12 protein-coding genes are annotated in these 11,176 nt (G+C 69.4%); 8 read left to right on the forward strand and 4 right to left on the reverse strand.

Annotated features, from left to right (window positions below):
• Positions 1 to 1,205, forward strand: a 1,205-nt coding sequence (locus tag AC3WQR_RS30915; protein ID WP_492745842.1) for an NUDIX hydrolase, incomplete at its 5' end; no start/stop codon positions are given.
• Positions 1,206 to 1,214: 9 nt separating this feature from the next.
• On the opposite strand, the gene AC3WQR_RS30920 is transcribed toward AC3WQR_RS30915, so the two are convergent.
• Positions 1,215 to 1,916: a response regulator transcription factor gene (locus AC3WQR_RS30920; RefSeq protein WP_095743417.1), complete on the reverse strand. Its 702-nt coding sequence runs from the start codon at positions 1,914 to 1,916 to the stop codon at positions 1,215 to 1,217.
• A gap of 253 nt (positions 1,917 to 2,169) precedes the next feature.
• Between AC3WQR_RS30920 and AC3WQR_RS30925 the strand changes: the two genes are divergently transcribed.
• Together AC3WQR_RS30925 and AC3WQR_RS30930 are read left to right on the forward strand one after the other, a co-directional pair.
• Positions 2,170 to 3,495, forward strand: a complete 1,326-nt coding sequence (locus tag AC3WQR_RS30925; protein WP_492745844.1) for a DotU family type IV/VI secretion system protein — start codon at positions 2,170 to 2,172, stop codon at positions 3,493 to 3,495.
• Positions 3,496 to 3,512: 17 nt separating this feature from the next.
• On the forward strand, positions 3,513 to 4,628 hold the full coding sequence (locus AC3WQR_RS30930; protein ID WP_095743415.1) for a type VI secretion system protein: 1,116 nt from the start codon (positions 3,513 to 3,515) through the stop codon (positions 4,626 to 4,628).
• Positions 4,629 to 4,647: 19 nt separating this feature from the next.
• On the opposite strand, the gene tssJ is transcribed toward AC3WQR_RS30930, so the two are convergent.
• Positions 4,648 to 5,166, reverse strand: coding sequence for a type VI secretion system lipoprotein TssJ (gene tssJ / locus AC3WQR_RS30935; RefSeq protein WP_070063888.1), 519 nt, complete (start codon positions 5,164 to 5,166; stop codon positions 4,648 to 4,650).
• Between the two features lie 71 nt (positions 5,167 to 5,237).
• Between tssJ and tssA the strand changes: the two genes are divergently transcribed.
• The 5 genes from tssA to AC3WQR_RS30960 all read left to right on the forward strand — a co-directional run bounded on the left by tssA (position 5,238) and on the right by AC3WQR_RS30960 (position 9,599).
• A complete protein-coding gene (tssA, locus tag AC3WQR_RS30940; protein WP_492745846.1) occupies positions 5,238 to 6,269 on the forward strand; it encodes a type VI secretion system protein TssA in 1,032 nt (343 codons plus the stop codon).
• Between the two features lie 49 nt (positions 6,270 to 6,318).
• Entirely contained in the window at positions 6,319 to 6,831 is a 513-nt protein-coding gene (gene tssB, locus AC3WQR_RS30945; RefSeq protein ID WP_062482197.1) for a type VI secretion system contractile sheath small subunit, read from the forward strand.
• A 53-nt stretch (positions 6,832 to 6,884) separates the two neighbouring features.
• The gene (gene tssC / locus AC3WQR_RS30950; RefSeq protein ID WP_062482199.1) at positions 6,885 to 8,378 is read left to right on the forward strand and encodes a type VI secretion system contractile sheath large subunit; all 1,494 of its coding nucleotides are present in this window, start codon (positions 6,885 to 6,887) and stop codon (positions 8,376 to 8,378) included.
• A gap of 152 nt (positions 8,379 to 8,530) precedes the next feature.
• Positions 8,531 to 9,010: an Hcp family type VI secretion system effector gene (locus AC3WQR_RS30955; RefSeq protein WP_070063886.1), complete on the forward strand. Its 480-nt coding sequence runs from the start codon at positions 8,531 to 8,533 to the stop codon at positions 9,008 to 9,010.
• Between the two features lie 88 nt (positions 9,011 to 9,098).
• The gene (locus AC3WQR_RS30960) at positions 9,099 to 9,599 is read left to right on the forward strand and encodes a peptidoglycan-binding domain-containing protein (protein WP_062482201.1); all 501 of its coding nucleotides are present in this window, start codon (positions 9,099 to 9,101) and stop codon (positions 9,597 to 9,599) included.
• Between the two features lie 71 nt (positions 9,600 to 9,670).
• On the opposite strand, the gene AC3WQR_RS30965 is transcribed toward AC3WQR_RS30960, so the two are convergent.
• Positions 9,671 to 10,465: a PP2C family protein-serine/threonine phosphatase gene (locus AC3WQR_RS30965; RefSeq protein ID WP_492745848.1), complete on the reverse strand. Its 795-nt coding sequence runs from the start codon at positions 10,463 to 10,465 to the stop codon at positions 9,671 to 9,673.
• Positions 10,466 to 10,508: 43 nt separating this feature from the next.
• Positions 10,509 to 11,176: type VI secretion system-associated FHA domain protein TagH (gene tagH / locus AC3WQR_RS30970; RefSeq protein WP_492745850.1), on the reverse strand; the 668-nt coding region annotated here is incomplete at its 5' end.

Consider the following 11,176-nt stretch of genomic DNA (forward strand, 5'->3'; position numbering starts at 1 on the left):
CCCCTCGCCCCATCCGCACCGCCGCCACGCTCGTCGTCCTGCGCGACGGCCCCGAAGGCCTCGAGGTGCTGATGCTGCGCCGGGCCGAGAAGGCCAACGACCAGAACAGCGGCGCCAGCGTCTTCCCGGGTGGCATGGTCGATGCGCACGACCGCCTGCTGCACCCGCTGTGCGCGGGCCTGGACGACGCCGCCGCGAGCGCGCGGCTGGGCCTGCCCGAAGGCGGGCTCGACTTCCACGCAGCGGCGATCCGCGAATGCTTCGAAGAGGCCGGGCTGCTGCTCGCGAACGATGCGCAGGGCCGGCCGGTCGAGCTGCTCGCGCTCACGTCGGGCGAGCTCGACGCCATGCGCGCCGCCGCCGAACGCAGCACCGACGCCCTGCTCGCCCTGTGCGCCGAGCGCGGCTGGTGCCTCGCCGTCGACCGCATCGCGTACTTCAGCCACTGGCTGACCCCGCCCGGCATGCCGCGCCGCTTCGACACGCGCTTCTTCGCGGCCGCGATGCCCGCCGGCCAGGACGTGCGACCCGACGGTCGCGAGACTGTCGAGCACCTGTGGCTGAAGCCCGCCGACGCGGTCAGCCCCGAACGCGGCCTCAAGCTGCTGAACGTGACGCGGCGCGTGCTCGAGCACCTGGCCACCTTCGCCCGCGTCGACGACTTCATGGCCCATGCGCGCGCACTGCGCCGCATCCCGCTGACCATGCCGCGCCTGGCCGACGGTCCCAAGGGCCGCCGGCCGGTGAACATGGAAGAGCCCGCCTACGACGAGATCGGGCACCTCGATCCCGACGGCCAGGGCGGCGGTCGCTATGCGCTCGAAGCGGGCCTGGTCACGCCGCTGTCCACGCGCGTGCTGCGCGTCGTGCACGACAGCGGCCTCAACAGTTTTCTCATCGGCGGCACCGAGGGCTGGGCGCTGATCAACCGCGTGCCCGGCGACGCGGCGCACGAGGCCGCGCTGCGGGCGGCGGCGCCCGGGCCGGTGCGATGGGTGTTGTCGGCGGACGCTGCGCCGCAGTCGCTGGACCTCGGCGGCGCCACGCTCCAGGTGCTGGGCGCGCAGGGCTTCCTGCTGGCCGAGGAGCGCATGCTGTTCACGCACGACGCAACGACCACCGCCGTCGAGACGGATCACCGCGTCGAATGGATCGTGCCCGCGCGCGGCTTCATGCGCCGCCCGGCGTCGGCGCTCGCCGACTGAGGCGCGTCTTCAGGCCTGCTGCGCTTCCGTCAGCGCCTGCGCCGCCACCACCGCCTCGGTGCGGTTGCGCACGTTGAGCGCGCGGAAGATGGCTGCCAGGTGGATCTTCACCGTGCCTTCGCTGATGCCCAGGCTGCGCCCGATGAGCTTGTTCGGCTTGCCTTGCGACAGCAGTTGCAGCACCTCGACCTGGCGCTCGGTCAGCACGCTGCGCAGGTGTTCGAGGGTCTGGGTACCGCCACCGCCGTTGCCGCCGCGCGCGAAGGGTTCGCCCGCCGCGGCAGACGAGGGCGACACGCCAGCCACGATGCCCGGCGGCAGCGCCGTGAGCATCATCGGCGGCACGTAGACGCCGCCCGCCAGCACCAGGCGCACGGCCGACAGCATGACGTCGGGCGAATAGGCCTTGGGAATGAAACCGAGCACGCCGCGTTCGAGCGCGCTGCGCATGATGGACGGGTCTTCGTAGCCCGACAGCACGATCACGGGCACGGCCGGGTGTCGTCGCCGAATCTCGTCGATGTGGGCCTGCCCGTCCGCGCCGGGCATGTTGAGGTCGATCAGGGCCAGGTCGAGATCGTCGGTCGCGCCGGCAAGCAGTTCGTCGACGCTCAGCGCCAGGACGAACTCGATGCCAGCTCCCAGCTCCGACAACTTGGCTTTGACCGCCTCGATGACGAGCCGGTGGTCGTCGGCGATCAGAATTTTCATGGCATACCCCAGTGTCCCAACGTCAATGTGCATTGGATTCTTCTGCGACTGCGAAGATAACGGCGATTGCTCCGTCCAGCAAGGCCGCCGCGCCCCACCAACGGCATAGACCCCAAGCGGTATGGCGGCCCCGTGGGCCCGTTGAAAAAATGAACGCCCACTCCAACGACCGGGGACATGGGCATGTGCGATCGCTGCAGACGCCGGTGCAAGGCATGCTTCGCAATGCACGCTTGAGAAGCGGGCATCCCTCATGGCCCGCCTGCTCGACTGCTTCTCGCCCTTCATTGCCTTCGGTCTCGGCCTGGACGCGTCGATCGCCGCCGGCCGCCCCACCCTCACCCACGGCGACGCCCAGCGCGAGGCCCTGCGCCTGCTGGACATCGCACGCGCCGACGCCGACGTGGCGGGCGCCACCGCCACCCAGATCGAGTCGGCCGCCTTCGCCATGGTCGCGTGGCTCGACGAGATCCTGGCGCGCCACCCCGACGCGGTGGACGGCGCCGCGCCACTGCAGGTGCAGCTGTTCAACTCCAACAACGCGCACAGCGAGTTCTTCCACCACCTCTCGGCCCTCGGCGCGCAGGACCACGCGGTGCGCGAGGTCTACTGGCATGCGCTGGCCCACGGTTTCAAGGGCCAGTACTACTTCGAGTCGGGCGACGAGGGCGAGCTCGGCAAGCTGAAGGACCTGCACGGCCGGCAGCTGCAACCGCCGCCGCTCGAACTCGGCAGCCTCGCGCAGGACCACATCACGCCCCAGCCCTACGGCGTGCCCGACCCGCGCGGCCCGGCCGACATGCGGCGGCGCGACCGCACCGTGCTGCGCACCGGCGCCGCGCTGGCCGTGCTCGTGCCCGCGCTCTTCCTGCTGTGGCACTGGCTGGCCGGGCCGCCGGCCGCCGGCACGGCGCTCACGCAGCGCATCGACCGGCAGCTCGCCAGCTACGCCTGCGCCGACCTCGAAGCCTCGATCGACCCCGACGGCCGCCCGCGCGTGACCGGCTTCGTCTCGCAGCGCGACGACCTGCTCAAGGTGGCGGAAGACGTCGCGGCCATTCCCGGCGTGCGCGCGCCGCAGTTCGACGTCGGGCTGCGCGTGTGGCCGCACTGCGAGGTGTTCGCCATCCTCAAGCCCTCGCAGGCTCGCAACCGCCAGAAGAACCACGGGCTGAGCGTGAGCGCGCCGTCCGCGCGCGACGGCCGGCTGCGCGAGGGCGACGCGGTGCGCGTGCAGGTGGTCGCGCCGCGCCACGAGAGCTACATCTGGGTCGACTACTACACCGCCGACGGCTCCGTGATGCACCTGAACACCGGGCCGGCCCCGACGCGGCTGCGCGCGGGCGAGTCGCTGGAGCTCGGGTCCGACATTCCCTCGAGCTGGCTCGTGAGCCCACCCTTCGGCAACGTGCTGATCACCGTGCTGTCGGCGCCGATGCCGTTCAGCGAAACCTCCGACCGCCCGCCGTACGAGATGGCCTCGGCCTACCTGCTGCGCCTGCGCGAGGCGCTGGCGGCCAGCAGGAACAGCGAGCGACTGATCGCCGATTTCATCTCCCTCGAAACCGTGGCGCGCTGACCTCGCCCTTCCCCACCATGTTCGACACGCTGTCACCCGTGCACCTCTTCTGGCCGCTGCTCGCGGTCTGCCTCGCCGGCCTGGCGCTGCTGTACGCCGCCGTGCGCGACGCCGGCCGCGGCGCGCGGCGACGCGGCCTGCTGCGGCGCGTCGATGCCCTCGGCGCGCCCGCCGACCACGCCGCCGTCGACGCGCTGAAGGAGGCCATGGCGCAGGCGCGCACCTCGCTGCGGCAGGCGCCGCGCACGCGCGCGACGGCGCCGTGGTTCCTCTTCATCGGCGGTCCGGCCACCGGGCTGCCGGGGCTGCTCTCGGCCGCCCGTGCCGAGTGCGTGGCGCCGCCGCCGCACGAGGCACCCGGCACGCCCTGGTGGCGCTGGTGGACCACCGGCGCGCTGACGGCCATCGAGCTGCATCCCGACGCCATCGGCGACCAGGCCGGCACGGCGCCCGCGCGCGGGCTCTGGCTGCAGTCGCTGCTGGCGCTTGCCGAGCGGCGCGAACGCCTGCCGCTGCACGGCGTGGTGGTGTGCGTGGCGGCCGGCGACCTGCTGTACGGCGACCCGGCCCTGCGCAAGCGCGCCACCGCGAACATGCGCCGCCTGCTCGACGAGGCCAGCGACACGCTGCGCCTGCAGCTGCCGGTCTACCTCGTCGTGACGGGCCTCGAAGGGTTGAAGGGCTACGCCACGCTGCGCGCCGCACTGCCGCCCGAGGTGCTCGCGCAGGCGCTCGGCCACCGCGTGGAGCACCCGTTCGCGGCGCACGCAGCGCGCGCCGCCGACCGGCTCGATGCGCTGTTCGATCCGCTCGTGGCGCAGCTGCACGGCCTGCGCATGGCCCTGCTGCGCGAGCAGCCGGGCCCCGCGGGGCGGCTCGCGCTGCATGGCTTCGTGGAAAGCGTGCGCACCTTGCAGCCGGCCTTGCGGCAGGTGGCGCAGGGGCTGTTCGAGGGGCACGGCAAGGGGGTGCGCGCGCCGCGCTGGCGCGGGCTGTACCTCACAGCGACGGCGTCGGAGAACGGCACGGGCGCCGCGTTCGTGAGCGACCTGTTCGGCCGCTTCCTGCCGGCGGACCAGCCGCTGGTGCGGCCGGGGCGCTTTGCGCCCACGGTGCCGGCGGAACTGCGCTGAGGCCGCCGTGCAGCTGGCGTTACTTGGCGGCAGCGTCCACGCGGATCTGGCGCGCGCCGAAGGTCACGTTGAGCACCTGCGCCTGGCCCGGGGTGACCGCGCGCACCTCGCGCCAGCGCGCGCGGTCGAGGTCGCGGAACGCGGCCATCACGCCGATCGCCTTGGCATCGGCCGGCAGGGTGAGGTCGAGCTTCTTGCTCTCGCCGGGGCGCAGCAGCATTTCTTCGCGCTGCACCAGTTCGGCGCCGAGCGTGGCCTGGTCTTTCTCGAACAGCGAGAAGAAGTCGGCGCCTTCGAAGGGCCCCGGTGTCTTGAGCGCATAGACGCGCACCGTGAGCGGCGAGGCGCGCCCGCGCGCATCGGGGTTGGCATCGGCGCCGGCCGTGAGCGTGATCGACACCGGCGTGACCACCGGTTTGCTCGCGCAGCCCGCCATCAGAAGACCCGCTGCAGCAAGGCCAAGGGCTGCGATACGGCGTCGCGATGCGACAGCAAGGAGGCCCTCATAGGACGAATGGTGTGTACCCAGCGTGCGCATGCTATTCCCTTCGTTGCATTGACCGGTCCTGACGCATCTTTGATTATCACCAGCGAACTCGAACAGGCAACATGCTGACTCCCCAACTCGTCGACGCACTGCTCACGCCCATCGGCGAGGCCTCGCCTTGCGGGGACGACCTGGAGTACGACGCGGACTTCATGGCCCTCACGACGGCGGCGCAAGGCAAGGCCGAACAGCAGTTCGGCGACACCGTGATCCCCGCCGTCGAACCCGACTGGCGCGACGTGGCCGAACGCGCCGATGCGCAGCTGCGCCGCAGCAAGGACGTGCGCGCCGCCGTACTGCTGCTGCGCGCCGCGACGCGCCTGCAGGGCGTGGCCGGCTTCACAGCGGGCCTGCAATTGCTCACCTCGCTGCTCGACACCTTCTGGGACGGCATACATCCAAAGCTGGATGCGGACGACGACAACGACCCCACCATGCGCCTGAACGCACTCGCGCCCTTGAGCGACGACAGCATGGTGCCGCGCGACCTGTACGACGCCGCGGTGGGCAACGCGCCGGGCGTGGGCCCGATCCGCGTGCGCGACATCGCCATCGCGCACGGCGTGCTCAACGCCGTCGGCGGCGAAGCCTCGTATTCGCCCGCGCAGGTGCATGGCGGGCTCGAGGCCCTGCACGCGGCGCACCCCGAACAACTGCAGGCCGCCATTGGCCTTCCCGCGCTGCTCGATCACCTGCAGAAGCTGCTGGGCGAGCGCACCGGCCGCACCGATGCGGTGGACCTGGGCACGCTGCGCACCGTGTCGCGCACGGTCGCCAAGGCCTGCACGGCGGCGGCCGGCGCACCGGAAGCATCGGCCGACGAGGGTGCAGCCGAAGGCGGCGACGCCCCGGCCGGCAACGCAGCCCGACCGGCCGCGCCGCGCGGCGAGATCCAGAACCGCCAGGACGCGGTGCAGATGCTCGACCGCGTCATCCGCTACCTCGAACAGGCCGAGCCCGGCAACCCCGCGCCGCTCCTGATCGAACGCGCCAAGAAGCTCATCGGCGTGAGCTTCCTGGACATCATGGCCAACCTCGCGCCCAACGCGATGGACACCATCGAGACCGTGACGGGCAAACGCCAGTCCGAATGACCGCCGCCGTTTCCACCCGTCCCCTTTCATTCCCGCAAGGAGCATCGCCATGGCCAAGAGCAGTCAGAAATTCATCGCACGCAACCGCGCGCCCCGGGTCCAGATCGAATACGACGTGGAGCTCTACGGCGCCGAGAAAAAGATCCAGCTGCCCTTCGTGATGGGCGTGCTGGCCGACCTGTCGGGCAAGCCCGCCGACCCGCTCGCGCCCGTGGTCGACCGCAAGTTCCTCGAGTTCGACGTCGACAACTTCGACGCCCGCATGAAGGCCATGAAGCCGCGCGCCGCCTTCGCGGTGGAGAACTCGCTCACCGGCGAGGGCGACCTGAAGGTCGAGCTCACCTTCGACAGCATGGACGACTTCTCGCCCGCGGCCGTGGCCCGCAAGGTGGGCGCGCTGAACAAGCTGCTCGAAGCGCGCACGCAGCTGTCGAACCTCGTGACCTACATGGACGGCAAGGGCGGCGCCGAAGACCTGCTGGCCAAGGTGCTCGAAGACCCGGCCCTGCTGCAGACGCTGGCCGCCAGCAAGAAGCCTGGGGACGGCGAAGCCGCCGCCTGAGCCTCATTCCCGATTCCTGACAGACACACACCGGTACACGAGGAGAAACCATCATGGCCGACGCACTCGAGCAGAGCGCACTGAAAGACGTTGCGTACGCGGGAAGCGACTTTTCGTCGCTGCTGCAGAAAGAATTCAAGCCGCGCAGCGACGAAGCCAAGAGCGCCGTCGAAGCCGCCGTGCTCACGCTGGCGCAGCAGGCGCTGAGCAACAGCACCGTCATCGGCAAGGACGTGACCAAGTCGATCCAGGCCATGATCGCCGCGATCGACGCCAAGCTCACCGACCAGGTGAACAAGATCATCCACCACCCCGACTACCAGAAGCTCGAGAGTGCGTGGCGCGGCCTGCACTACATGGTGAACAACACCGAGACCGATGAGAACCTGAAGATCCGGGTGATGGACATCTCCAAGCAGGAGCTGGCCAAGAACCTCAAGAAGTTCAAGGGCGCGGCCTGGGACCAGAGCCCGATGTTCAAGAAGATCTACGAGGAAGAGTACGGCCAGTTCGGCGGCGAGCCCTTCGGCGCGCTGGTGGGCGACTACCACTTCGACCAGAGCCCGCCCGACGTCGAGATGCTCGGCGAGATGGCCAAGATCGCCGCCTCGGCGCACGCGCCCTTCATCACCGGCGCGAGCCCCAACCTCATGCAGATGGAGTCGTGGCAGGAGCTGGCCAACCCGCGCGACCTGACCAAGATCTTCTCCACGCCCGAGTACGCCGGCTGGCGCTCGCTGCGCGAGTCGGACGACTCCAAGTACCTGGGCATGTGCATGCCGCGCTTCCTGGCGCGCACGCCCTACGGCGCCAACACCAACCCGGTGGAAGAGTTCGACTTCGAGGAAGACACCGCCGGCGCCGACCACAGCAAGTACGCCTGGGCCAATGCCGCCTATGCGATGGCGACCAACATCAACCGCTCGTACAAGCTGTACGGCTGGGGTTCGCGCATTCGCGGCATCGAGTCGGGCGGCGCGGTGGAAAACCTGCCGCTGCACACCTTCCCCAGCGACGACGGCGGCGTGGACCAGAAGTGCCCGACCGAGATCGCCATCAGCGACCGGCGCGAAGCCGAGCTCTCGAAGGCCGGCCTGCTGTCGATGATCCACCGCAAGAACTCCGACTTCGCCGCCTTCATCGGCGCCCAGTCGCTGAACAAGCCGGCCGAGTACGACGACCCCGACGCCACGGCCAACGCCAACCTGGCGGCGCGCCTGCCCTACCTCTTTGCCTGCAACCGCTTTGCGCACTACCTGAAGTGCATCGTGCGCGACAAGGTCGGCAGCTTCAAGGAGCGCGAGGACATGCAGCGCTGGCTCAACAAATGGATCATGAACTACGTGGACGGCGACCCCGCCAACTCCTCGGAAACCACCAAGGCCCAGAAGCCGCTGGCCGCCGCCGAGGTGATCGTGGAAGAAGTCGAAGGCAACCCGGGCTACTACACGTCCAAGTTCTTCCTGCGCCCGCACTACCAGCTCGAAGGCCTCACGGTCTCCCTGCGGCTGGTGTCCAAGCTGCCGACGGCCAAGGGCGCCGGTTGAAAAAAATCTGCGGATTCTTCTTGAATTCCCGGTTCCGTTTCGTTCTATGAGTAGCTGCCGGGCATCGGAACTTTTCTCCCACCGCCGGCAGCCATTTTTTTCGTTTCGATCATCAACCGCCCGAATGCAATCGGGTTCCAAGGAGTAGGAACATGTCATCTGACTTTCACATCAAGCTCGACGGCGTCAAGGGCGAGTCTTCTCACAAGGACCACAAGGACGAGATCGAGATTTCGTCGTGGTCCTGGAACGTGAGCAACGCATCGGGCGCGGGATCGGGCGGCGGTTCGGGCAAGGGCAAGGCCACGCCGGGTGAATTCAACTTCACGCACGTCTACGACAAGGCATCGCCCGTGCTCGCCAAGAACTGCGTGAGCGGCAAGCACTTCAAGGACATGGTCATGACCTGCCGCAAGTCGGGCGAAGGCCAGCAGGAGTACCTGAAGGTCACGCTCAAGGAAGTCTTCATCTCCAGCGTGGGCCCCGGCGGCGCACAGGGCGGCGACGTGCACGAGCAGGTGTCCTGCAGCTTCAAGGACATCGAGTTCGCCTACAAGGGCCAGGACGACAAGGGCGCCGGCGGCGGCGAGGTGAAGTTCGGCTGGAACGTGGCCACCACCGAAACCCGCTGACGGGCGACGGACTCGTCAGCCCCGTCCGCCCCTGGCACCCCACGGTGCCGGGGCCGGTCCCTGCCCGTGTCCTCACCGGAGCAATGCCATGGCATTCAGCACCACACTCATCGGTACCAGCGGCAAGCTGCACACGACCTACAACTCCGATTGGTCGGTCGGACGGATCGGCTCCAACACGCGTGAAGACGTGATGCTGGTGCAGGCCCTGTTCAAGATCTTCTACTACGAGCTGCTCGGCTTCAACCACGACTTCGACCCGCCCCCCGGCGCGACCGAGGTGATCGTGGTGGACGGCTACTACGGGCCGGTCACGCAGAAGCACATCACGCACTTCCAGGAACAGGCGATCGCACGCGGGCGCAAGGTCCTGCCGGACGGCATCTTCGATCCGTTCCGCGAGCCCGGTGCGTCCAGCACGATCAGCAAGACGCGCTACGCGCTCGACCTGCTGAACAACGGCTGTGCCAACAGCTGCGAAGAGCAGAACATCGACAACTACAGCAACCTGCCGAACCGGGAAGACATGCCCGCGTTGCTGCGCAGCGCGCTGAAGAAAGTCAAGAAGAAGGCCAGCAAGTACAGCTGAACAGCCTCAGCGGACCCAAGCAAAACGCCCATCCATCGGATGGGCGTTTTGCTTGAAAGATGGCGCCACGCTCAGGGGTCTGTCGACGCGACGTTCTCGGGCAGCAGCCGCGTCAGATCGTCGTCGGCGTCCTCGATCACCCACAGCGTGAGCGCCGTGTAGTTGTCGTGGCCCGGCTTGGCGTTGGCCTTGATCTGCGCGTCGAGCAGCTCGGTCCACTGGCTGGGCGTGCGCGATGCGTGCAGCGTGTCGACCAGGCACTCGTCGCCCAGCGGCTCCCACACGCCGTCGCTGCACAAGAGCAGCACGTCGCCGGGCAAGAGGCGCATGCGGTCGGACACCGCGATGTCGGGCGCCTCCTCGATCGAGCCCAGTGCCGACAGCAGCATGTTGCGCTGCGGATGCAGGCGCGCGCCCTCCTCGTCGAGCATGCCGCCCGCGACCATCTGCTGCACCAGGCTGTGGTCGGTGGTGCGCGCCACGATGGCACCGCCGCGGAACAGGTAGGCGCGGCTGTCGCCGCTGTGCACCCAGGCCAGCACCTCGCGCTCCAGGTCGATCACCGCGAACACCACCGTGGAGCGCATGCCGGCGAGCTTGCCGCCTTCGGCCTGGCGCGCCACCACGTCGAGATTGGCACGTTCGACCAGCGCGCGCAGCGCGGCCTCGTCCAGCGAGGGCGCGGCGGAGAAGCCGCCGAGCACGCTGGCGCGCACCGTGGCGGCCGCCACGTCGCCGCCGCCGTGGCCACCCGCGCCGTCGGCCACCAGGCAGGCGACGTAGCGCTCGTCGTGCCAGTGGCCGTGCACGTCCTCGTTGTAGGTGCGCCCGCCCTGCCGGGAGAGCGTGACGATTTCGATTTCCAAGCGGGGTGCCTCGCGAGTGCTGGGGGTTGTTCTGGTTGTCTTCTCAGGTGTCGGACTTCAGGCGCGCCATCTGCTCTTCGTAGGCCGCGAGGAAGGCCTTGCCGAAGAGGCTGTGGAAGTCGTCCTCGGCCTCGCTCGCGATGCCGCCGTACAGCGCCACGAACTGGTCCCAGAGCTTGGCCTTGCGGTTGGCGGCAAAGAGCGCGTCGAGCGCGGTCCTGGCGCTGATCTTCTTCTCGAGCTCGGCCGGCTCGAAGCGCCCGATGACATGGGCCAGCGCCGCGCGCATGCCCACCATCACGCCGAACTGGTGCGCGCGCAGGTCGTCGAAGGCATCGCGCATCGCGGCCTCGGGCGGCATGAAGCCGCGCACGCCGGGCCCCAGCAGGTGCGCCAGCGCGACCTCGACCGTGGGCGAGAACTTGAGCGGGTTGTTGGCCTGCGACGCGATCATCGTGACCTCGGCGCGCACCTCGCGCTTGAACTCCTGGCGCGTGAGCAGCAGCTGCAGCGTGCCCTCGGTGGCGGTGCGCAGCATCGAGCCGATGCGCTCCATGAGGCCGGGCGTGAGCATCTCGGGCGGCTGGTGCGTGCTGGCGAGGCCGCGCAGGAAGGCGGCGAGCAGCTCGTCGTCGGAGGCGGTGCGCGGGGACGAGGCTGCTGCGGGGACTGCCGGCGGCGCGACATGCACGGGCGGCGGTGGTGGCGGAG

Source organism: Variovorax sp. FW305-3-2-15-B-LB1 (assembly GCF_058787635.1).

Bases quoted from the DNA above. Each gene is read 5' to 3' on its own strand.
- AC3WQR_RS30920 (WP_095743417.1), bottom strand. From the start codon at position 1,916: ATGAAAATTCTGATCGCCGACGACCACCGGCTCGTCATCGAGGCGGTC.
- AC3WQR_RS30925 (WP_492745844.1), top strand. From the start codon at position 2,170: ATGGCCCGCCTGCTCGACTGCTTCTCGCCCTTCATTGCCTTCGGTCTC.
- AC3WQR_RS30930 (WP_095743415.1), top strand. From the start codon at position 3,513: ATGTTCGACACGCTGTCACCCGTGCACCTCTTCTGGCCGCTGCTCGCG.
- tssJ (WP_070063888.1), bottom strand. From the start codon at position 5,166: ATGCGCACGCTGGGTACACACCATTCGTCCTATGAGGGCCTCCTTGCT.
- tssA (WP_492745846.1), top strand. From the start codon at position 5,238: ATGCTGACTCCCCAACTCGTCGACGCACTGCTCACGCCCATCGGCGAG.
- tssB (WP_062482197.1), top strand. From the start codon at position 6,319: ATGGCCAAGAGCAGTCAGAAATTCATCGCACGCAACCGCGCGCCCCGG.
- tssC (WP_062482199.1), top strand. From the start codon at position 6,885: ATGGCCGACGCACTCGAGCAGAGCGCACTGAAAGACGTTGCGTACGCG.
- AC3WQR_RS30955 (WP_070063886.1), top strand. From the start codon at position 8,531: ATGTCATCTGACTTTCACATCAAGCTCGACGGCGTCAAGGGCGAGTCT.
- AC3WQR_RS30960 (WP_062482201.1), top strand. From the start codon at position 9,099: ATGGCATTCAGCACCACACTCATCGGTACCAGCGGCAAGCTGCACACG.